Origin of the sequence: Streptomyces sp. NPDC012888, assembly GCF_042900645.1 — a bacterium.
GTDB lineage: Bacteria > Actinomycetota > Actinomycetes > Streptomycetales > Streptomycetaceae > Streptomyces.
Genome location: NZ_JBIBBM010000014.1, coordinates 39,083 through 61,932 on the forward strand (window position 1 = coordinate 39,083; position 22,850 = coordinate 61,932).

Consider the following 22,850-nt stretch of genomic DNA (forward strand, 5'->3'; position numbering starts at 1 on the left):
CACAGGTGGCCTCCACCGGGGCCGCGGCCGCAGGTGCGGTGCGGCGACCCCGGCGGGAAGTATCCGAGGATATTGTGAGCGTTAACATCCGCGGTCCGTGCATGACCCGTCGATCGACGGGGCGGGCCGCGGCGCATCGCACGCACCGGGATCTCCGTCCGACTCGTCCCGCCCGTCTCGCGGCGGCGAGGCCGCTGTACCGGCTCTCCCCACCGGCAGGGGGCCCGATCCCCGGTCCGGGGCAGAGGCTTTGGTCGCACACCTTTGCGGACGTTAGGGTCTGACGCCGTGATGAGGAGGGTGGGAATGGCGCTCATGGATGCGGACCACGCGGGGCTGGTCGTCGCGGCGCAGGCCGGGGACGACCGGGCGCGAGAAGAGCTGATCGCCGCCTACCTGCCGCTGATCTACAACATCGTCCGACGGGCGCTGAGTGCCCACGCCGACGCCGACGACGTCGTCCAGGAAACGCTGTTGCGCGTGGTGCGCGATCTGCCTGCCCTGCGTGCCCCCGACAGCTTCCGCTCCTGGCTGGTGGCGATCACGCTCCGCCAGATACACGCCCATTGGCAGCGGCAACGCGTCTTCGCAGGCCGGACCGCGGTCATCGACGAGGCACTCCACATACCGGATGCCGGCCCCGAGCCTGAGGACGCGGCGATCCTGCGTCTGCACGTGTCGGACGAGCGCCGTCAGATCGCGGAAGCCGGCCGGTGGCTCGACCCGGACCACCGGGTGCTGCTCTCACTGTGGTGGCAGGAGCGCGCCGGACTGCTGAGCCGTGAGGACATAGCCGCTGCGACGGGCCTCACTGTCGCCCACGCTGGAGTGCGCCTGCAACGCATGCGCGAGCAACTGGACCTGAGCCGGACGATCGTGGCCGCGCTGGAGGCCCACCCGCGCTGCCCGCAGCTGGGGGAGACCCTCGCCGGCTGGGACGGTCTGCGTACATCGGTGTGGCGGAAGCGGATCGCGCGGCACACCCGCGACTGCCCGGTCTGCACGGCGACGACGATGAACCGGGTCCCCGCTGAGCTGCTGCTCCTCAGCCTCGCGTCCCTGGCCGTCCCCGCCGGACTCATCGCCGCGCTGACCGCCAAGGGCCTGCTGTCGGCTTCGGCGGCGAGCGCCGCCGGGCTGGCCACGGCACCCGTCGCCGCCGGCACGGCGACGGGGGGAGGCGGTCTGCACGGCGCGCTGACCGGCAAACTCCACGCGGTGACCGCTCATCCGCTGGCGAGCCTCGCCGCCGGCGCGGTGCTCATCACCGGGGCCGCCACCTACGCGACCTGGCCGGAACCGGCGCACCGGGCGCCCGGCGTCAGCGCCGCTCCCACGGTCGGCAGTCCGACGCCGATCCCGTCGAGCACCCCCATGTCGACCAGATCGCCGTCGGCGAGTCCGTCCGCCGTCGCAGGCACGGTTCCGCTGGGCGCACGATCACTGGAGTCCGTGGACGAACCCGCCCTGTACCTGACGTACTCCGGCGACTTCGCGACGCTGGGCCGGGTCTCCGCGTCCAGCAGCGCGCGGACACGGCAGCGAGTGACGTTCACGGTGGTCCGGGGCCTGGCCGACGCACGGTGCGTCACCTTTCGTGCCGCCGACGGCCGCTATCTGCGGCATCACTATCTGCGGCTGCGGCTGAGCACCGACGACGGCAGCGAACTGTTCCGCGAGGACGCCACCTTCTGTCCACGCCCCGGCGCGGTCGCGGGGTCGGTGACCCTGCACTCCCACAACTACCCCGGATCGGTCATCCGCCACCGCGACGGCGGCATCTGGCTCGACGGCTCCGACGGCACTCCGGCGTTCGCCGGCCAGGCCTCCTTCGTCGTCCGCAAGGCCTGGTCCTGAGAACCGCTCCTCGAGCATTCCGGAGCGAGCCGCGCGGTGACAGCCGGCGAGCCCGCACCCGGTCCCGGCACTGCGCAGTCCACAACCCGTCAGTGAGCCGGGTGCCGCGCCGAATCCGGGGTCGAACCTCCTGCGTCGACGGGTGCCTCGCCGAACCGGCCTGAAGGTCGAGCACGGCAGACGCCACCCGTGCCGCTACAGGAACCACTGCCGGGCAGGACGGTCTCCCCTTCCACAGGGACGACCACACCGCAGGGCTCGGCGTAACGCTTTTCGCCTGCGAGATGCATCACGGGGCGATCGTCGGGGCACCGCCACTTTTCTGTTACGCGACCCCGAGTTCGGAAGCCTCCACTTCGTGGGTGCCCTCCCGCCGCTCACCATGCGTGCCGGCGTCGGAGGTCCCCCGGTTCCCCGTCGGCGCATCCCCGGAAGAAGGCTCCCCCATGACGCGACATACCCACGACCCCCGCGCGACCGGTACGCAGGGCCGGCGCCACATCCCACACCGGCGCGGCCGGCGTCGCCGGACATTGACGATCGGCCTGACGGCCGCGGCGCTGGTGGCCGGTGTCATGACGCTCCTCCCCAGCTCTGCGGGGGCCGCAACACCCCTGGGCACGCAGGCGGCGCCCTCGGGCAGGTACTTCGGCACCGCTGTGGCCGCCGGCAGGCTCGGCGACTCGAGGTACGCCGCCATCCTGGACCGGGAGTTCAACATGATCACCCCGGAGAACGAGATGAAGTGGGACGCCATCGAACCGTCCCGCGGCACATTCACCTTCGGCCCCGCCGATCGGATCGTCAACCATGCCTCGGCACACGGACAGCGCCTGCGCGGCCACACCGCGGTCTGGCACTCGCAGCTCCCGTCCTGGGTGAGCTCCATCCGCGACGCGAACACACTGCGCGGCGTGATGAACAACCACATCACCACCTTGATGACCCGTTACAAGGGCAAGATCCACTCCTGGGACGTGGTCAACGAGGCCTTCGCCGACGGCTCCACCCAGCACCGCAGCTCGGTGTTCCAGAACGTGCTGGGCAACGGCTTCATCGAGGAAGCGTTCCGCACCGCCCGGGCGGCCGACTCCTCCGCCAAGCTCTGCTACAACGACTACAACATCGAGAACTGGTCGGACGCCAAGACCCAGGGCGTCTACAGCATGGTCAAGGACTTCAGGTCGCGTGGCGTGCCGATCGACTGCGTCGGCTTCCAGAGCCACTTCGGCACCGGTGGCCCCCCGTCCAGCTTCCGGACCACCTTGTCCAACTTCGCCGCCCTGGGTGTCGACGTCCAGATCACCGAGCTGGACATCGCCCAGGCGTCGCCGACCCACTACGCCAACACGGTCAAGGCCTGCCTGTCCGTGGCCCGGTGTACCGGCATTACGGTATGGGGTATCCGCGACAGCGACTCCTGGCGCAGAGGCGAGAAGCCCCTGCTGTTCGACGACAACGGCAACCCCAAGGCCGCCTACACCGCTGTCGTGAACGCCTTCAAGACGGCCCCCGGTACCACCCTCGGGACCGGCACCGGCGAGATCAAGGGCGTCGCCTCCGGTCGCTGCATCGACATCAAGGGTTCCTCCACTGTCAACGGAACCCAGGCGCAGCTGTGGGACTGCCACGGACGACCCAACCAGCGCTGGACCTACACCTCCGGCAAGCAGCTGAAGGTCTACGGCAAGAAGTGCCTGGACGCCAGGGACAAGCGCACGAGCAACGGCACCGCGGTGGTCATCGAGGACTGCAACGGCGGCGTCAGCCAGCAGTGGGACATCAACACCGACGGCACGATCGCGGGGGTCCAGTCCGGGCTGTGCCTCGACGCCGTCGGCGCGGCCTCCGCCAACCGCACCAAGATCCAGCTGCACTCCTGCTGGTCCGGCGGCAACCAGAAGTGGACGGGCCTGTCCGGGACGTCGACCCCGACGACGCCCGCGCCGACGGGCGGCACGTGTGCTCTTCCGTCGACGTACCGGTGGACGTCGACGGGTGCGCTGGCGCAGCCGGCGAACGGGTGGGCCTCGCTGAAGGACTTCACCCACGTGACGCACAACGGACAGCACCTGGTCTACGGGTCGCACTTCTCGGGATCCTCGTACGGCTCGATGATGGTCGGGCCCTTCACGAACTGGTCGGACATGGCGTCGGCCCGCCAGAGCGGGATGAGCCAGGCCGCGGTGGCCCCCACGATGTTCTACTTCGCGCCCAAGAAGATCTGGGTGCTGGCGTACCAGTGGGGCGCGTGGCCCTTCATCTACCGCACGTCGAGCGACCCGACCAACCCCCACGGCTGGTCCGCGCCGCAGCCGCTGTTCACCGGAAGCATCCCCCGCACCGATTCCCCCACCGGCCCGATCGACCAGACCCTGATCGCCGACGACCGGAACATGTATCTGTTCTTCGCCGGTGACAACGGCAAGATCTACCGGGCGAGCATGCCGATCGGAAACTTCCCGGGCAACTTCGGCTCCTCGTACACAACGGTCATGAGCGACACGCCCGACAACCTGTTCGAGGCGCCGCAGGTCTACAAGGTTCAGGGCCAGAACCAGTACCTCATGATCGTCGAGGCGAAGGGCGCGAACCAGGCGCGCTACTTCCGCTCGTTCACGGCCTCCAGCCTGAGCGGTTCGTGGACCCCGCAGGCCGGCAGCGAAAGCAAGCCCTTCGCGGGCAAGGCGAACAGCGGTGCCACCTGGACCAACGACATCAGCCACGGTGACCTGGTCCGCGACAACCCGGACCAGACCATGACCATCGACCCCTGCAACCTGCGATTCCTCTACCAGGGCAAGTCCCCCTCAGTAGGCGGCCCCTACGACCGACTGCCGTACCGGCCGGGTCTCCTCACCCTGCAGCGCTGACCTGCCCGATCCACGGTGATATGCAAGGAGAACAACTCCCCATGAAGAACCCCACGAAGAGCGGGCGCCGCGGACGTCACCGCCGCCGCTGGACCGGGACCGGACTGCTGCTCGGCGCGCCCGCCGTCGTCGTGCCGTACCTCCTGTTCGTGCAGGACGACTCGCAGGCCGCGACGGTCGACGGCAATGCCTACTACCGGCTGGTCTCCGTACGCAGCGGCAAGGCGCTGGACGTCAACGCCTTCTCCACCGCCGACGGCACCCGCATCCAGCAGTGGACCGACCAGAACACCGCCAACCAGCAGTGGAAGCTGCGACCCACCGGGCACGGCTACTACGAGCTGGTGAACCGCAACAGCGGCAAAGTGCTGGGCATAGCGGGCGATTCGACCGCCCAGGCGGCCGCCGCCGAGCAGCAGACCGACAGCTCCTCCACCTCCCAGGAATGGCGGATCGACGACGTGAGCGGTTCCGACGCCGTCGTCCTCACCTCCCGCAGGAGCGGCCAGGTCCTGGACGTCTCCGGTGGCTCCACGGCCGACGGTGCGGCAGTCATCCAGTACCACGGCCACGGCGGCACCAACCAGCAGTGGAAGCTGGTGAGGACGGCCGAGACCAAGGCGCCCGGATCCGGACCCTATACGTGGCGAAACGCCCAGGTGGTGGGCGGCGGTTACGTCACCGGGCTCGTGTTCAACCCGCGGGAGAAGGGCCTGCTGTACGCGCGTACCGACATGGGCGGTGCCTACCGCTGGGACACCGGGGCCGAGCAGTGGATCCCGCTGACCGACTGGCTCGGAGAGAAGGACTGGAACCTGCTGGGCATCGACGCGCTGGCCACCGATCCGGTCGACGCCAACCGGCTCTACCTGGCCACCGGCACTTACACCAACAACTGGGCGGGCAACGGCGCGATCCTCCGCTCCAAGGACCGCGGACGCACCTTCCAGCGTACCGACCTGCCCTTCAAGCTGGGCGGCAACGAGGACGGCCGCGGGGCGGGTGAACGGCTGGCGGTCAACCCCGCGGACAACGGCACCCTCCTGCTGGGCACGCGCAAGAACGGCCTGTGGCGCAGCACCGACCACGGCACGACATGGAGCCAGGTCTCCTCGTTCCCCGTCAAGGACGGGGCGAGCAGCGGCGCGGGCATCTCCTTCGTGACGTACGGCCCGGCCGGCAGCAAGACGGTCTACGTCGGCGTCGCCGACAGGTCCACCTCCCTCTACCGCTCCACCGACGGCGGCAGCACCTGGCAGGCCGTGCCCGGGCAGCCCACCGGGCAGATGCCGCAGCACGGCGTGCTCTCCGGTGACGGCTCGCTGTACCTGACGTACACCAACGCCCTCGGACCCAACGGTGTGACGGGGGGCTCGGTGTGGAAGCACACGCCGGCCGGCGGGACCTGGAAGAACATCTCCCCCTCCCAGGGCGACTACGGGTTCTCCGGTCTGGCCGTCGACCCCCGCAAGCCCTCCACGGTGATGGTCACCACCCTCGGCCGCTGGTGGCCGGAGGACGAGATCTACCGGACCACCGACGGCGGCACGACATGGAAGGCACTGGCCGACAAGTCGATACGGGACGCCTCCGCCGCTCCTTACGTCGGTACCGGCACCGGGCACTGGATGACCGCCCTGGCCATCGATCCCTTCGACTCAGGGCACGTGCTGTACGGCACCGGCAGCGGCATCCTGCGCAGCAAGGACGCCAATGCCTCCGACAGCGGCGGCACCAGCCACTGGAGCGTGGGCGCCCGTGGGCTGGAGGAGACCGCCCTGCTGGACGCGATCGCCCCGCCCGGAGGCGCCCACGTCATCACGGCCATGGGCGACCTGGGCGGATTCCACCACGACTCCCTGACCGAGGTGCCCCCCGGGCGACTGAAGAACCCGATGATGACCAACAGCACATCCATCGACTTCGCACAGTCCAACCCCTCGATCATGGTCCGCGTCGGCCGTGGCGGCGCACAGGACGGCGCCTACTCCACCGACGGCGGCCGCACCTGGAACGGCTTCGCGTCCGAACCGGTGGCCGGCGCCGACAGCGGCCGGGTGGCGCTCTCCGCCGACGGCTCGGCCATCGTCTGGACGCAGGCCGGCCAGGCCCCGTACCGCTCGACCGACAGGGGAGCGAGCTGGTCGAAGGTGGGCGGCCTGCGCACCGACGCCGTCGTCGTCGCCGACCGCTCCTCGGCCGGGACGTTCTACTCCCTGGCCGGCGGCACGCTGTACGCCAGCACCGACGGCGGAGCGACCTTCAGCGCCCGGGCCACCAACCTGCCCGCCGACGGCCGGCTCGAGGCCGTCCCCGGAGCAGCAGGCGACCTGTGGATCGCCGGCGGCTCCCACGGCCTCCTCCACTCCACCGACAGCGGCCGCACCTTCACCCGGCTCGCCCCGGTGAAGTCGGCCTCCGCCATCGGCTTCGGCAAGGCCGCACCGGGCGCCTCCTACCAGGCCCTGTACCTGATCGGCACCGTCAAGGACGTCACCGGCGTCTTCCGCTCCACCGACAAGGGCGCCACCTGGCTCCGCGTCAACGACGACGCCCACCAGTGGGGCAGCATCGGCGGCACCGGCGTCATCACGGGCGACCCCGACGCCTTCGGCCGCGTGTACGTCGGCACCAACGGACGCGGCCTCCAGTACGGCGACCCGTCCTGACCCCGACGCTGGGGCGGGGCCGCGGGCTCAACGGCCTGCGGCCCCGCCACGGCCGAGGAAGCGTCCGGGCTCCCCACGCTGACTGCGGAAGGCTGCAGACCGGCTCGTCTCAGAGCCGGCCCTGCGGCAGGACGACGTACGCGCTGGCTCAGAGCGACGCCTCGACCCCGAGGCTTCCGGCGCCGATGGCTCCCCTCAGCACATGGGCGATCTCTTCGGGCTTGAGGTCGATGCCGTCGAGCCCTTCCGGGGTCAGCGGGACCTCCTCCAGCGCGTACTCGCCGCGGTCTTCAGCACTGAACTCGGGGCCGGTACGGTCGTCGAAGGACCAGGTCGCGACGCGGGCGAGGTAGAAGAGCTGGCGTTCGTCGTCGGTCTCCATCGTGTGGAGAAGGCGGACGATGTCCGCCTTCCCCGCGATCTCCTCGTGGATCTCCCGGTGGAGGGCGGCCTCCCGGGACTCGTCGCCGGGCTCGACACCGCCGCCGGGCAGGACCCAGTACTCGGGGATGCCGGGCCGGGTGCGGCGGATGACCAGCATCGTGTCGTCGGCGGTGACGAGGACGGCGCGGACTCGTTCGATCATTTCGGTTCGTCTCCTTGCTTGTTGACGGTCTCAGTGGAGCAGCCAGCCGCCGTCGACGGGGCCTGCGCCACACAGTGCCGGGAATTCGTACTTTGGCCGCCTCAAAGGAGAGAGCCAACCACCGCTCCCAAGAGGAGCACTTGGTCGCGGTCGCGGTCGCGGTCGCGGATGCCCGCCCACCGCACCGCGCACGTCATCACAGGCCTGATCCGGCCGGCGGTCTCATCTCGTTGGACAAGCTGATCTGGCTGGTGCGGGCCGTGATGTCCTGGGACGAGTACGGGGAGGAGTGCGCGCCGCCCGGACGGCGCGACGAGGAACTCACCCCTTGGCGCGCCCGCTGGCAGTCCCTCAATACCCTCCGTACGCAGGCTCGCCGCCACCCGGCGCCGCCCTCGCCTCGGCCGTCCGGTCCCCGTCCGGTCTCCTTCAGACGTGGAGACGTCCTCACCGGACACGACGGACCCGTCGTGTCCCTGGCGTTCTCCCCGGACGGCGGCCGCCTGGTCACCGCGAGCGGCGACGGCGCCGTGCGGCTCTGGAACCTCACCACGCAACGGGTGATCAGCGAGATACGCATCAGCGACGGGGCCGCGTTGTCGGTGGCGTTCTCGCCGGACGGCGACCGCGTCGTCTTCGGCAACCGCGAAGGACTGGTGCTGATGTGGGACACGGCTGCCCCGCCACCGGCTCTCGTGCCCTTCAAAGGTCACGAGGCCACCGTGTGGGCGGTGTCATTCTCACCAGACGGCCGTCTTCTCGCCACCGCGGGCGACGACAGCGGCGTGCGGTTGTGGGACGTCGCCACCGGTACGCAGATCGGCGAGCCCTCACAGGCCCGGCCGGATCCATCTGGGCCCTCGCGATCTCTCCCGACGGCCGCCTCCTCGCCACCGGAGGCGAAGGCACCGCCGTCCGGCTCTGGAACCTCACCACCCGCGCGGAGGCTGTCATCCTCCCTGCGGGGCACACCGCGTCTGTGCACGCTCTGGCGTTCTCCCCGGACGGCACTCTGCTCGCCACGGCGGGCAAGGACGGCACTCTCCGCTTCTGGGACGTCGCCACCCGGACGCGGTCCGGCGAACCGCTCACTGGCCACGCCGGATCCGTGTATGCGCTGGCGTTCTCCCCGGATGGCGCTCTGCTCGCCACGGCGGGCAAGGACGGCACGCTCCGGTTCTGGGACGCCACCGGCCGCACCCCGACCGGTGATCCCGTGACTGGGCACACCGGACCCGTCTGGGCCGTGGCGTTCTCCCCCGGAGGACGCCGCCTCGTCACCGGAGGCGAGGACACCAAGGTACGACTCTGGGAAGAGGGCACCTCCGTACGGCCGGGGGAAACGGACGCGTCCGTGGCGCTCGGGGAAGAGCCGACCACACGGCTCCGGTACGAGGACTCCCACGCACGACCCCGGAAACCGGATACCCCGGACAGCACACCGTCCCCGCAGCCGCCCGCACCGCTGCCCCTCGCCGTCCGGGCGATGCTGCACCGCCGACTCCACGCGGGCCACCCACTGGAGCTGGGCGGACTCCTGCACGACACCGACGTCCACACGGTGGCGTTCGCCGCGGACGTCCTCGCGATCGGCAGCGACGACGGCGCCGTGCAACTGTGGGACCCCATCCTGCGCACCCTGCGCCGCGGCCCCCTCCCTACCCACGAGAACGCCGTCCTCTCCATGGCGTTCTCCCCAGACGGCGTCATCCTCGCCACCGGCGGTGCCGACGGGACCGTGCGACTACGGAACACGGTCACCGGCGATCTCATCGGCGCTCCCCTCGTCGATCACGGCGGAGACATCACGTTCTTGGCGTACTCACCGAAGGGCACCCTCCTCGCCGGCGGAGGCCGCGACGGAACCGTGTGGCTGTGGGACACGGCCACCGGAGCCCCGGCCAACGGCCCTTCCGGCCGCCGCACGAGGTCCCTCCATGCCGTGGCCTTCTCCCCGGACGGCCGGTACCTCGCGATCGGTGATGCGGGCAGAGCACCGTGGCTGTGGGACACGGTGGGCCGATCATGGATCGACGTTCCGCTCGCCGGTATCGGCGCGGGCTCCCTCGCCCTGGCCTTCTCACCGGACGGCCGCCTACTCGCGACCGGTGACATCGCCGGGACCGTCCGGTTGTGGGATGCCACCACCGGGGAGCCGATCGGCATCCCCCTCGCGGACCATTCCGGGGCGGTTCCGGCGGTGGCGTTCTCCCCCGACTGCCGGACTCTCGCGACCGGTGACACCGACGGGACCCTGCGCCTGTGGGACGCCGCCACTGGCGGCCAGCTCGGCGGCCCCGTCCCCCATGACGGGGCCGTCGCCTCGCTGGCGTTCTCCCACGACTCCTCGGTACTCGCCGTCGCAACGAAGGAACGGGTCACCCTGTACGCCTAGGCCGTTTCTCCCCAGGGGCAGCCTCCGTATCCGGGGAGGGTAAAGCCCCGTTGGGGAGCGACTGCGGAGGATCGGGGGTGCAAACGGGCAGCACGATGAAAGTGCCCGAAAGGCGGATCGTCTGCACTGCCGGTTCCGCAGGTCAGCGGCGTGAGGGTGACGACTTCAAGAAGATCTCCTCCTGGGCCGCCATCCTCTTCGCCCCGACCCTGGTCGGCACGATCCACGGCATGAACTTCGAGACCATGGCCGAACTCGGCTGGGTGTGGCGTTTCCCCTTCGCCCTGGCCCTGATGGGCGTCGTGTGCCTGAGTCCGTACGTGGTCTTCAAACGCCGCGACTGGCTCTGACCCCGCCGTCGGCCACCGCGAGGGAAAGGGGGTCCCGTCGATGGGACCGAATCTGCGTACGCTGTTCGTCGCCGTGATGGTGGCCTGGATCGTCTTCATCACGGCATGGATCTACCTGAGCGAATAGAGGCGGGCATGCACGCCGGCCGGCGGGTCAGGGGCCGGCAGCGCGGGACAGGCCGATTCGCGGTAGCGAGAGGGAGAGCCGATGGCGGAGCAGGACAAGGGACGGGCCACGCAGTACCAGCAGTCGCTGCCGCCCGCGGTGGTCGACTGCGCCCTGTACGAGGGTGGCGAGCGGATCCCGGGCCGCGTGAGGCTGGAGAAGATCATGGACCGGATCGAGCCGGGGTCCGGGCGGTTCGCGTGGATCGGCCTGTACGAGCCGACGGCCGAGCAGATACAGCAGGTCGCGGACGCTTTCGACCTGCACCCCCTCGCCGTCGAGGACGCCGTCCACGCCCACCAGCGCCCGAAGCTCGAGCGCTACGGCGACACGCTCTTCCTCGTCCTGAAGACCATCGTCTACGTCGACCACGAGCGGGTCACCGCGACCAGTGAGATCGTCGATACCGGCGAGATCATGGTCTTCGCCGGCCCCGGCTTCGCCATCACCGTCCGGCACGGCAGCGCCCCGCCGCTGGACGGGGTGCGTCGGCAGCTGGAGTCCGACCCGAACCAGTTGGGCCACGGGCCCGCGGCGGTCCTGCATGCTGTCGCCGACCACGTCGTCGACCGCTACCTGGAGGTCGCCGATGCCTTCCAGTTCGACATCGACGCCATGGAGAACGAGGTTTTCTCCCCCGGACGCCCCGTGGACGCGGGCCGCATCTACCAGCTCAAGCGCGAACTGCTGGAGTTCAGGCGCGCCGTGGTGCCGTTGACCGGGCCCCTGCAGCGTCTCAGCTCCGGAAGCGTGGCCGAGATTCCGGACGACGTCACCGCCTACCTGCGTGACGTCGCCGATCACCACGAACGTGCCATCGACATGATCGCCGGGTTCGATGAACTGGTCACGGGCATGCTCAACGCGAGCATCGCCCAGCTCGGCGTCCAGCAGAATGCCGACATGCGCAAGATCAGCGCCATGGCCGCGCTCATCGCCGTCCCGACCTTGATCGTCGGCGTGTACGGTATGAACTTCGACCACATGCCCGAGCTCACCTGGCGCTACGGCTATCCGGGCGTGCTGACTGTGATCGTCCTTGTGTGCACCGTCGTCTACCGGGCCCTGCGTCGCAACAAGTGGCTGTGATTTCGGGGCCGGACCGCAGCCGCGACCCGTCGGCCGGAACCGGGCGATGCGGGCGGGGTCCCCGTTGGCGCGTCAAGATGGCGGCAAGGTTCGGCCGGGCCCTCGCCCGAGCGCGTTCCGGTCCGCAGGGGTGATCTTGACCGCTCCAGGGATCCTCGATCGCGGCCCATTGGTGGCGGTCACCACGACCGCGGACACGCCCGTCAGCACCGCCCGAAGCCGTTGAGCGCGGCCTTGGCCCGCCATCCCGCCCGCTGTTCCGCGTGCCAGTGCCGGACCATGCCCACCTGGCAGATGGTGAAGCCGACGAACACACCGATGGCGAACAGCGGGACCAGGGCGTTGGTGTCGCCGCCGGACAACACCAGCAGGGCGGCGGACACGAGCGCCAGCCAGACCACGCCGTGCCGGTGCACCTGGCGGTCCGCCTTGAGAGCGAAGACATGCGGCAGGTAGTTGTCACGGGCCAGCAGGCTCATCAGCACCGACAGGCCGATCAGCATGATGCCGAGCAGGGCACCGAGGGCCACCTCGTGCGTCGGGCGCGGCGGACGGCAGGGGCGCGGAAGGAGGGCACGGCGTTGGCGACGGCCTCGACACCGGTCAGCGCGGAGCAGCCGGCGGCGAACGCCTTCAGCAGCAGCAGGGCGCCGACGGTGGTGGCGCCCTCGCCGAGGGCGGAGGCGTGCCCGGCGGCGGAGGCGGTGCTGACCGGTGCGTCCCGGAACAGGCCGACCGTGATCATGGCGAGTATCGAGCCGACGGACAGTGCGGTCGGCACCAGGAATGCCTTGGCCGAGTCCGCGACCCCGCGCAGGTTCACGGCGGTGACCAGGGCCAGGACGCCCAGGCAGATCCACCCCCGCTCGCCGTACAGCCCGGGGAAGGCCGAGGTCAGCGCGGCGACACCGGCGGTGACCGAGACGGCCACGTTGAGCACGTAGTCGAGGATCAGCGAGGCCGCGGCCACCAGGCTCGTCCGCCGACCGAGGTCCCGTTTGGTCACCAGCACCCTTGACGGCCTCCATACGCACGCCAGGCCACTCTTCACGCCCTCCATACGCCAGGCGTCGGCACCGCCGAATGCTCGCCGGCGAACGGTGGAGACGGATACCGCCGCCTCGGCGTCAGAGCTCCGTTAAAGCTGCCCGGGCTTCCGTATGGACCTCGTCAAGGTGGCCTAACGCGGGGGAGCCGAGGGGGTGAGATGGGCTCCGGCCAGACGGCCGAATCCATCTCATCACTTCATTCCAGGAGCTCACGATGGCCGATCTGGCCTTCGTCGTCACCACGGTCGCGGTCTTCGCGCTGGTGGCACTCATCGCCCGAGGGGTGGCGAAGCTGTGACCGTCGAGAACATCGTCGGCCTCGCGGTCGCCGTCGCCCTGCTGGGTTACCTCGTCCTCGCCCTCGTCAAGCCGGATAGGTTCTGAGCAGATGAGTGCCCAACTCGCTGGCGTGCTCCAGCTCCTCGCTCTGATCGCCGCCCTCGCTCTCGTGTACCGCCCGCTGGGCGACCACATGGCGCGGGTCTACTCCTCCGAGAAGCACTACAAGCCGGAGAAGTGGATCTACAAGGCCATCGGCGCCGACCCCGCCACCGAGATGCGCTGGCCCGCCTACCTGCGCGGCGTCCTGGGCTTCTCTGCTGTGAGCGTCCTCTTCCTCTACGCCCTGCAGCGCCTGCAGGGCAGCCTGCCCGGCTCGCTCGGCTTCGCCTCGATCGACCCGGACCAGGCCTTCAACACCGCGGCCTCCTTCGTGGCCAACACCAACTGGCAGTCGTACTACGGCGAGCAGGCCATGGGCCACGTCGTGCAGACCGGCGGCCTGGCGGTGCAGAACTTCGTCTCGGCCGCGGTCGGCATGGCCGTCGCGGTGGCGCTGGTACGGGGCTTCGCCCTCCCCCGAGCCCTCGGCTCCGCTCGAGCAGGGGGGACCCCCGTGCGTACGGGTGAGCTGGGCAACTTCTGGGCGGACCTGGTGCGCGGCACCGTCCGGATCCTGCTGCCCCTCGCGGTGATCGGCGCGATCATCCTGGTCGCCTGCGGTGCGATCCAGAACTTCGCCGGGATCCACGAGGTCGGTCAGTTCACGGGTGGCACGCAGCAGTGGAACGGTGGCGCGGTCGCCTCGCAGGAGGTCATCAAGGAGCTGGGTACCAACGGCGGCGGCTACTTCAACGCCAACTCCGCGCACCCCTTCGAGAACCCCAACCCGTTCTCGAACCTCTTCGAGGTCTTCCTGATCCTGGTGATCCCGTTCTCCCTGACCCGGACCTTCGGCCGGATGGTCGGGAACCTGCGCCAGGGTTACGCGATCCTCGCGACGGCGGCCACCATCTGGCTCGGATTCACCGCGCTGATGATGTGGACGGAGTTCGCTCACCACGGTCCGGCCTTCGAGGTCGCGGGCGGGGCGATGGAGGGCAAGGAGACTCGCTTCGGCATCGGAGCCTCGGCGATCTTCTCCGTGGCGACGACACTTACCTCGACCGGTGCGGTCAACTCCTTCCACTCCTCGTACACGGGGCTGGGCGGCGGGATCCAGCTGCTGGGCATGCAGCTCGGCGAGATCGCGCCCGGCGGTGTGGGATCCGGCCTCTACGGCATGCTGATCATGGCGATCATCGCGGTGTTCATCGCCGGCCTGATGGTCGGCCGCACCCCCGAGTACCTGGGCAGGAAGATCGGCACCCGCGAGATCAAGTTCGCGGCCTGCTACATCCTGATCACCCCCGCCCTGGTGCTCGGCTTCACCGCGGCCGCGATGGCGCTGGACACTCCGGCGAACTCCATGACGAACTCCGGCGCGCACGGCTTCTCGGAGATCCTCTACGCCTACACCTCCGGCGCCAACAACAACGGCTCGGCCTTCGCCGGCCTGAACGCCGACACGCAGTGGTTCAACAGCACGATCGGCATCGCCATGCTGTTGGGCAGGTTCCTGCCCATGGTGTTCGTGCTGGCGCTGGCCGGCTCGCTCGCCGAGCAGAAGCCGGTGCCCGAGACGGCGGGCACCCTGCGTACCGACAAGCCGCTCTACGCGGGCCTGCTCGTCGGCACGATCCTCATCGTCACCGGACTGACCTACTTCCCGGCCCTGGCGCTGGGTCCGCTCGCCGAAGGGCTCGCATCATGAGCACCGTCACTCCCACGAGGGCTCCGCACCAGGACGTGCCCACCGGTCACGAACCGGCTGGCGGACGCGTGGGCGGCGGCCTGTTCGACCCCAGGCAGCTGCTGAAGTCCTTCCCGGACGCGATCCGCAAGCTCGACCCGCGGATCATGATCAAGTCGCCGGTCATGTTCGTGGTGCTCGTCGGCTCGGTGGTCACCACCGTGCTGGCGCTCAAGGATCCGACGGACTGGTTCGGCTGGGCGATCACCGCCTGGCTGTGGCTGACCACGATCTTCGCGAACCTCGCGGAGGCCGTGGCCGAGGGCCGGGGCAAGGCGCAGGCGGACACCCTGCGGAAGGCGAAGACCGGCACGGTGGCCCGCCGGCTGGCCCAGGACGGCGGCGAGGAGTCCGTACCGGGTACAGAGCTCCGCATCGGCGACCTCGTGGTCTGCGAGGCCGGCGACGTCATCCCCGGCGACGGTGACGTCGTCGAGGGCGTCGCCTCGGTGGACGAGTCGGCCATCACCGGCGAGTCCGCTCCCGTCATCCGGGAGTCGGGCGGCGACCGCAGCGCCGTCACCGGCGGTACGAAGGTGCTCTCGGACCGGATCGTCGTCAAGATCACGACGAAGCCGGGCGAGACGTTCATCGACCGGATGATCAACCTGGTCGAGGGCGCGGCCCGCCAGAAGACGCCGAACGAGATCGCCCTCGACATCCTGCTGGCGTCCCTGACGATCGTCTTCCTGCTGGCCGTGGTCACCTTGCAGCCGTTCGCGATCTACGCGGGCGCCAAGCAGTCGATGATCGTGCTCACCGCGCTTCTGGTCTGCCTGATCCCCACGACGATCGGCGCGCTGCTGTCCGCGATCGGCATCGCCGGCATGGACCGCCTGGTCCAGCGCAATGTGCTGGCCATGTCGGGCCGCGCCGTCGAGGCGGCCGGCGACGTGTCGACGCTGCTGCTCGACAAGACCGGCACCATCACCCTCGGCAACCGCCAGGCCGCCGAGTTCCTACCCGTCAGGGGCACCACCCAGGCCGAGGTCGCCGAGGCCGCCCAGCTCTCCTCCCTCGCCGACGAAACCCCCGAGGGCCGCTCCGTCGTCGTGCTGGCGAAGGAGAAGTACGGGCTGCGCGAGCGCCACCAGGGCGAGCTCTCGCACGCAGAGTGGATCGCGTTCACCGCCCAGACCCGCATGTCGGGCGTCGACGTCGACGGCAAGAAGATCCGCAAGGGCGCGACCGGATCGGTCGTGGCATGGGTGAAGGAGCAGGGCGGCAGCGTCTCCGAGGACGCGCAGACACTGACCGACCGGATTTCCGAGGCCGGCGGTACACCGCTGCTCGTCGCCGTAGAGGACGAGAAGGGCGCCCGAGTCCTGGGTGTGATCCACCTCAAGGACGTCGTGAAGGAAGGCATGCGGGAGCGGTTCGACGAGCTGCGCCGCATGGGCATCAAGACGGTCATGATCACGGGTGACAACCCGCTGACGGCCAAGGCGATCGCGGAGGAGGCCGGGGTCGACGACTTCCTCGCCGAGGCCACCCCCGAAGACAAGATGGCCCTCATCAAGCGGGAGCAGGCGGGCGGGAAGCTGGTCGCGATGACCGGTGACGGGACCAACGACGCCCCGGCACTGGCCCAGGCGGACGTCGGTGTGGCCATGAACACCGGCACCTCGGCCGCCAAGGAGGCCGGGAACATGGTGGACCTGGACTCCGACCCGACCAAGCTGATCGAGATCGTGGAGATCGGCAAGCAGCTGCTGATCACCCGCGGTGCGCTGACGACCTTCTCCATCGCCAACGACGTGGCGAAGTACTTCGCGATCATCCCGGCCATGTTCGCCGTGGTCTACCCGGGCCTGGACAAGCTCAACATCATGGGCTTGGCCTCCCCCGAGTCGGCGATCCTGTCCGCCGTCATCTTCAACGCGCTGATCATCGTCGCCCTGGTGCCGCTCGCCCTGAAGGGCGTGCAGTACCGGCCGACCAGCGCCGACAGGATGCTGCGCCGCAACCTCGGCCTCTACGGACTCGGCGGCCTCGTCGCCCCGTTCATCGGCATCAAGCTCATCGACCTCCTCATCTCCCTCATCCCCGGAATCGGCTGATCTGCCATGAACTCCGTATCCAGCACCGCAAGGTTGATCGGCGCGGGTCTGCGAGCTCTCCTCGTCCTGACCGTGATCTGCGGGATCATCTACCCGCTCGCCGTGACCGGCATCGCCCAGGCCCTGTTCGACGACAAGGCCGACGGCTCCGAGATCAAGGACAAGAGCGGACGGGTCGTCGGATCCTCCCTCATCGGCCAGACGTACAACCTGCCGAAGAAGGACCCGAACGATGCGGAGGAGGCCACCCGGCCGGACCTGAAGTGGTTCCAGCCCCGCCCCTCCAACGGCCTTGGTACGAACAGCGTCAACACCCGGTACTCGCTGATCCTGTCCGGTGCCACCAACCGGTCCGCCGACAACGGCGCGGTGGGGGGCACGTGCACGGAGGACGCCGAGGAAGGCACCCTCTGCGCCCAGGTCGTCGCCGCCAAGGAAGCGGTCGTGGCCGACAACTCCACGGCGAGCCACCACGTCAAGCCCGAGGACGTGCCGGCCGACGCCGTCACCTCCTCCGGATCCGGCCTCGATCCGGACATCTCCCCGGCCTACGCCAAGTTGCAGGTCCACCGCGTCGCCGAGCAGAACAAGCTCGAGGTCAGGCAGGTCGAGAAGCTCGTGGACGACCACACCAAGGGCCGCACCCTCGGCTTCCTGGGCGAGCCCCGCGTCAACGTCCTCGAGCTCAACATCGCGCTCAAGGCTCTGACCGGGCGCTGATGGTCCACACCACACGGATCCTGAACCGGCGGGACGCCACCCCGCGTCCCGCCGGCTTCAGCCGTGCCCGCACCGAAGGAAAGGCTGCACACCCCATGACCCGGGTGCTCGTGGTGGAGGACGACCCCCAGCTCGTCCGCGCACTCAAGATCAACCTCCATGCCCGGAAGTTCGAGGCCGAGGAAGCAGGCACCGGCGCCGACGCACTCCGGCTCGCCGCCGCGCGCACGCCCGACGCGATCCTGCTGGACCTCGGCCTGCCGGACATGGACGGGGTCGACGTGATCAAGAGCGTGCGGCGCTGGAGCAAAGTCCCGATCCTGGTCCTGTCGGCCCGGCACACCTCGGAGGAGAAGGTCCGGGCCCTGGACGCGGGCGCGGACGACTACGTGACGAAGCCGTTCAGCATGGACGAGCTGCTGGCCCGGCTCCGCGCCGCCACCCGCCGGGAGGCGGCGCCCACCCGGGCAGACCGGCCCGCGGTGGTCACCACCGAGGACTTCACCGTCGACCTCGCCGCGAAGAAGGTCCGGCGCGGCGAGCGCACCGTACGGCTGACCCCGACCGAGTGGCACCTGCTGGAGATCCTCGTCACGCACCCCGGGCACCTGGTGAGCCAGCGCAGGCTGCTGCTGGAGGTCTGGGGGCCGACGTACTCGGAGAACACCAACTACCTGCGGGTCTACATGGCCCAGCTCAGGCGCAAGCTGGAGCCGGACCCCTCACGCCCCCGCTACCTGATCACCGAACCGGGCATGGGATACCGCTTCGAACCCTGACCAGCACTGATCGTCCGGTCCGCAGCACCTCAGGCACCTCCAGCACAGAAAACACGAACCCTTCCAACGCCACGGCGACGCCCCACCCGCGGTGGCGGCGTCGGCCTCGGCCTGGCCGTCGCCCGCGGCTTCACCGAGGCCCGCGAAGACCGCGTATTGAAAATGAGTGTCATAATCGTATAGAAGTACGGGGTGCTCATCTCACAACAGCTGCTGGAGCGCCCCATGGCCGGAGGTCGGCCGTTCGCGCTCACCGCACTCCGGCATCCCACGGTCTCCACGCTCCTGGCGGATCACCGCGTCCTGCTGGCCGACCTTCTGCACGGCCTGGGGTCACCACTGCACATCGTGCTGCCGGAGATCTTCGAGGAGAACGTCGTCAGACTCCGCCGGGCGTTCGCCGATGCGGGTGTCACTGCCGACATCCTTTTCGCCAAGAAAGCGAACAAGGCCGACTGCTACGTCGCGTCGGCCGCTTCGCTCGGCTTGGGGGTCGACGTGGCCGGCGCTCCCGAACTGGTCAAGGCCCTGGCCGGTGGGGTCCCTGGGCACCGGATCGGCATCTCGGGCCCGGAAAAGGACGACGCGCTGCACGCTCTCGCCGTGCAGCACGGCTGCCTGGTCGCCGTGGACTCGATCAGTGAACTGCGCCGGCTCGCCGCCACCGCGCGGCTCGCAGGACGGCAGGTGAGCGTGCTGCTGCGGTCCCGGACGGTCGGACAGCCGGGAAGTCGCTTCGGGATGTCCGCCGCTGAACGAGAGGCCGCTGTCGGTCTGTGTGCGGAACTCGCCGACAGCATGAGCCTCCGCGGATTCTCCTTCCACCTGAACGGCTACTCCACGGCGGAACGCGCGACGGCGGCGAACGAGATGATCGAGCACTGCCTCGACGCCAGGCAGCGCGGTCTGCTCGCCGCGGACCTGGTGAACATCGGTGGCGGGTTGCCGGTCTGCTATGTCGAGCCGCGGCTCTGGGACGCGTTCCTCGCGCAGGATCAGCCGGCCCACTACCACGCGGCCAAGGACTTCAAGGACTTCTATCCGTACGGGGGGCAGTCCGCGACCCAGGCCATCCGCGCGATCATGGCTCACCCGGTCGACGGGGACGAGGGCCTGGCGGCGAAGGCGGGCCGCCACGGCGTCCGGTTCGTTGTCGAGCCCGGCCGGGCTCTGCTGGACCAGGCCGGATTCACCTTGTACGGGGTGCAGCAGGTCGACGACCGACGGGACACCGACGGGTACGCCATCGTCACCGTCGCGGGCAGCAGCTTCAGCCTCTCAGAACAGTGGTTCAGCAGCGACTACCTCCCCGACCCGCTGCTGATATCCGCCCAGCCCACCGCGGACGAGCTGTTCCCGGCCTGTGTCGCGGGCTCGACCTGCCTGGAAAGCGACATGGTGACCTGGCGGAAGATCGGTTTCCCCAGGCCCGTCCGCCGGGGTGACCACCTGGTCTACCTCAACACCGCCGGCTACCAGATGGACTCCAACGAATCACCGTTCCACGATGCCGCCCTGCCGATGAAGGCCGTGATCCGGCTTGGTGAGGGCGAGGCCCCGCCCCGCTGGCGCCTCGACGGAATCTGATGCGACCTCGAACACATCCGATGCGACCGCCGACATAAGGAGAAACCTCGCATGTCACAGAGCTACGCCCCACCTGGGCAGTTGTGGCTGTTGCCGCAGTCCCAACAAGAAGGGCTGGACCTCGACCGCCGGCAGGTGATCGCCGTCGTCGAACAGGCCTACCGCGCGCTGCGCGAAGGCGGCTCCGACAACCCGGTCAAGACGATCATCGACGATTCCGACCACCGCTCCCTGAGCTATTCCATGGTGGCCCGGGACGCCGGCAGCGGCACCGTCTGCTTCAAGGCCGTCTACGAGTTCGACCCGCGCCGCACCCGCGACAGCTACCGCTTCCACTCGTTCGTCTTCCTCGTCGACGACACCACCGGGGCCCCCATCGCGCTGATGGACGTGGTGCAGCTCGGACCGCTGCGCTCCTCGGCCACTACCGCGCTGTTCGCCCGCGCGGCCGCTCCTGACGCGCGAACCGCGCTGGTCGTCGGCACGGGAGTCCAGGCGCAGGCGGCACTGCCCATGCTGCTCGCGGCCCTGCCCGGGCTGGAGCGGCTGCAGGTGTTCGGCACGTACCCCGATGGCCTGCGCGCCGTCCAGGACAGCATCGAGAGCCGCGAGGTCGAGATAGTCAAGGACCTCCGGGAGGCCGCCGGCGAGGCGGACATCGTGATCGGCGCCGCGGGCCTGTCCGTCACCGACGAAGTGCGGCGGGACTGGATGAAGCCGGGCTCGGTCGCCGTACTCCTCGGGTACGGCGTGCACGCCGACGTGTGCCACGGCGCCGACTACCGCATCGCCACCGACACCGCGCAGATGCACGCCACCTGCGACGACCTGCGCGGTGAGGACGGCTCCCTGCCACAGGTCGACGCCCAGCTGCCCGACATCCTGCTCGGCCGGGCACCCGCCCGCCGCCGTCCGGACGACGTCGTCTTCGCCTACAACAGCGGCATGGCGGTCACCGACGCCGCGCTGGGCCGGTACGTAGCCGATCTCGCGCGCGCGAGCGGGCGCGGAGAAAAGGTCAACTTCTGGTGAGCGATACCGAAACCGAAACGACCGGAGCCGACCTGACGGCCGGCACCACCACTGCCTCCGACGCACGGGGCGGTGTCGGCTGGTGGGTCGGCAACTCGCGGACGCTGCTCAGGCTGGCGTTCCCGCTGATCCTGACCAACTTCGCCCATGTCGCGCTGACCACGGTGGACATCGTGATGCTGGGCAGGCTCGGCGCGGTGGAGATCGCCGCCGCAGGCCTGGCCATCGCCATGTTCAACCAGTTGCGCACCACCGGCACGGGCCTGGTCACCGGGGTGAGCAACCTGGTGGCCGAGGCGCGGGTGCGGGACGACCGCGAGCGCATCGGGGCGCTGCTGTTCGCCGGGTTCTTCTGGGCGACCTTGTGTGGTGTGGTGTTCTGTGCGGCGCTGCTCCTGATCGGTCCGCTGCTCGTCCTGCTGGGGCAAGACCCGGCAGTGGTCGACAAGGCCGGTGAGTTCCTGCTCGTCCTGGCGCCGGGGATGCTGCCCTGCCTGTGGTTCCAGAACCTGCGGCACTTCACCACCGGGCTCAAGCGGCCCGGCCCCCTGCTGGCCATCACGCTGGCCTCGGTCGGCGTGACCATAGGCCTGAACTACGTGCTCATCCACGGCGAGTTCGGCCTGCCCGCGTTCGGCTTCGTCGGCGTGGCGATCGCCACCGTCACGGTGTTCCTGCTGTCCTTCCTGGCGTTCGTCGCGGTGATCCTGCGTGACGGCGTCCTGCGCCCGTACCTCACCTCGCCCGGCGCGCGCCACTGGAACGGGGACGCGGTCCGCTCCGTCTGGCGCCTGGGCCTGCCGATCTCGGGAACGTACGCGTCGGAGGCCGGGTTCTTCAGCGTGCTCACCCTGGTCATCGGCTCCCTGGGCGTGGAGGCCCTGGCCGCGCAGACGGTGCTGAACCAGATCGTCTACATCGTCTTCATGATCTCCGCCGGGCTGTCGCACGCAGCGTCGATCCACATCAGCGAAGCCGACGGCGCCAACGACTACGTGACGGCACGCAGGATGGGGCTCCTCGGCACGGCCTGGGGCGCGATCGCGACCCTGTCGGTCGCCGTCGTCTATCTGGCGATGCCAGAGGCGATCGTGTCCTGGTTCATCTCGGCGGAGCATGCCGGCAACGCGGACATCGTCGCGCTGACCGTGACAGGACTGATGATCGCCGCTCTCATGCAGGTCTTCGACGCCACGCAGAACATCGGCAACGGCATCCTGCGCGGCATCGGCGACACCGCCGGCCCCTTCCGTATCTCCCTCGTCGGGTACTGGCTGATCGGCCTGCCCGCCGGCTACCTGCTCGGAGTGAGTGCCGACCTGGGTGTCGAGGGCGTCTGGATCGGCCAGACCGTCGGCCTCGCCGCCACAGCCGCCATCCTGCTGCTCGCGTTCCTGCGCCGCGTCGACCGGCTGCACCGGGAGTCATCCAGCGCACCCGCCCCGGAATCGGAGCCGTCATGAACCACGTCCTCGCACCAGCCGCCTCGGCGTCCTTGATACGCCGG

The 22,850-nt window shown here is 69.6% G+C and carries 14 protein-coding genes and 3 pseudogenes; 15 read left to right on the forward strand and 2 right to left on the reverse strand.

All coding sequences use genetic code 11. The features are described 5' to 3' along the window. Positions 1-306: 306 nt before the first annotated feature. The 3 genes from ACFY61_RS23405 (at position 307) to ACFY61_RS23415 (ending at position 7,399) form a co-directional block, all read left to right on the forward strand. Positions 307-1,857, forward strand: coding sequence for a sigma-70 family RNA polymerase sigma factor (locus ACFY61_RS23405; RefSeq protein ID WP_389474766.1), 1,551 nt, complete (start codon positions 307-309; stop codon positions 1,855-1,857). Between the two features lie 446 nt (positions 1,858-2,303). Continuing rightward, on the forward strand, positions 2,304-4,730 hold the full coding sequence (locus tag ACFY61_RS23410; protein WP_389474768.1) for a non-reducing end alpha-L-arabinofuranosidase family hydrolase: 2,427 nt from the start codon (positions 2,304-2,306) through the stop codon (positions 4,728-4,730). 41 nt (positions 4,731-4,771) lie between these two features. Further along, on the forward strand, positions 4,772-7,399 hold the full coding sequence (locus tag ACFY61_RS23415) for an RICIN domain-containing protein (protein ID WP_389474770.1): 2,628 nt from the start codon (positions 4,772-4,774) through the stop codon (positions 7,397-7,399). 148 nt (positions 7,400-7,547) lie between these two features. Here the strand turns inward: ACFY61_RS23415 and ACFY61_RS23420 are convergent, their stop codons facing one another. Next, a complete protein-coding gene (locus tag ACFY61_RS23420; protein WP_389474772.1) occupies positions 7,548-7,985 on the reverse strand; it encodes an NUDIX domain-containing protein in 438 nt (145 codons plus the stop codon). Between the two features lie 263 nt (positions 7,986-8,248). Here ACFY61_RS23420 and ACFY61_RS23425 point away from each other — a divergent pair. The 4 genes and pseudogenes from ACFY61_RS23425 to ACFY61_RS23440 form a co-directional block, all read left to right on the forward strand. Then, a pseudogene (locus ACFY61_RS23425) lies at positions 8,249-8,773 on the forward strand (WD40 repeat domain-containing protein); the annotation flags it as partial. 5 nt (positions 8,774-8,778) lie between these two features. Further along, positions 8,779-10,380: a WD40 repeat domain-containing protein gene (locus tag ACFY61_RS23430; protein ID WP_389474774.1), complete on the forward strand. Its 1,602-nt coding sequence runs from the start codon at positions 8,779-8,781 to the stop codon at positions 10,378-10,380. A gap of 164 nt (positions 10,381-10,544) precedes the next feature. Further along, positions 10,545-10,730 (forward strand): annotated as a pseudogene (locus ACFY61_RS23435) (CorA family divalent cation transporter); the annotation flags it as partial. Between the two features lie 208 nt (positions 10,731-10,938). Continuing rightward, positions 10,939-11,985, forward strand: coding sequence for a magnesium and cobalt transport protein CorA (locus ACFY61_RS23440; RefSeq protein ID WP_389474776.1), 1,047 nt, complete (start codon positions 10,939-10,941; stop codon positions 11,983-11,985). Positions 11,986-12,156: 171 nt separating this feature from the next. Here the strand turns inward: ACFY61_RS23440 and ACFY61_RS23445 are convergent. Further along, positions 12,157-12,991 (reverse strand): annotated as a pseudogene (locus ACFY61_RS23445) (amino acid permease); the annotation flags it as partial. Between the two features lie 337 nt (positions 12,992-13,328). Here ACFY61_RS23445 and kdpF point away from each other — a divergent pair. The 8 genes from kdpF to ACFY61_RS23485 all read left to right on the forward strand — a co-directional run bounded on the left by kdpF (position 13,329) and on the right by ACFY61_RS23485 (position 22,806). After that, the gene (gene kdpF, locus ACFY61_RS23450; protein WP_389474777.1) at positions 13,329-13,418 is read left to right on the forward strand and encodes a K(+)-transporting ATPase subunit F; all 90 of its coding nucleotides are present in this window, start codon (positions 13,329-13,331) and stop codon (positions 13,416-13,418) included. 4 nt (positions 13,419-13,422) lie between these two features. Further along, positions 13,423-15,126, forward strand: a complete 1,704-nt coding sequence (gene kdpA, locus ACFY61_RS23455) for a potassium-transporting ATPase subunit KdpA (RefSeq protein WP_389474778.1) — start codon at positions 13,423-13,425, stop codon at positions 15,124-15,126. After that, on the forward strand, positions 15,123-17,225 hold the full coding sequence (gene kdpB, locus ACFY61_RS23460; protein ID WP_389474779.1) for a potassium-transporting ATPase subunit KdpB: 2,103 nt from the start codon (positions 15,123-15,125) through the stop codon (positions 17,223-17,225). Before kdpA ends, kdpB begins: the two co-directional genes overlap by 4 nt. 6 nt (positions 17,226-17,231) lie before the next feature. Continuing rightward, entirely contained in the window at positions 17,232-17,945 is a 714-nt protein-coding gene (locus ACFY61_RS23465) for a potassium-transporting ATPase subunit C (protein ID WP_389474780.1), read from the forward strand. A gap of 95 nt (positions 17,946-18,040) precedes the next feature. Continuing rightward, entirely contained in the window at positions 18,041-18,724 is a 684-nt protein-coding gene (locus ACFY61_RS23470; RefSeq protein WP_389474781.1) for a response regulator, read from the forward strand. A 192-nt stretch (positions 18,725-18,916) separates the two neighbouring features. After that, positions 18,917-20,311: an alanine racemase gene (locus tag ACFY61_RS23475; RefSeq protein ID WP_389474782.1), complete on the forward strand. Its 1,395-nt coding sequence runs from the start codon at positions 18,917-18,919 to the stop codon at positions 20,309-20,311. Between the two features lie 51 nt (positions 20,312-20,362). Further along, a complete protein-coding gene (locus ACFY61_RS23480; RefSeq protein WP_389474783.1) occupies positions 20,363-21,343 on the forward strand; it encodes an ornithine cyclodeaminase in 981 nt (326 codons plus the stop codon). After that, positions 21,340-22,806 (forward strand): MATE family efflux transporter, encoded by a 1,467-nt coding sequence (locus ACFY61_RS23485; RefSeq protein WP_389474784.1) that lies wholly within the window; start codon positions 21,340-21,342, stop codon positions 22,804-22,806. The genes ACFY61_RS23480 and ACFY61_RS23485 overlap by 4 nt, the downstream gene beginning before the upstream one ends. Positions 22,807-22,850 lie beyond the last annotated feature (44 nt).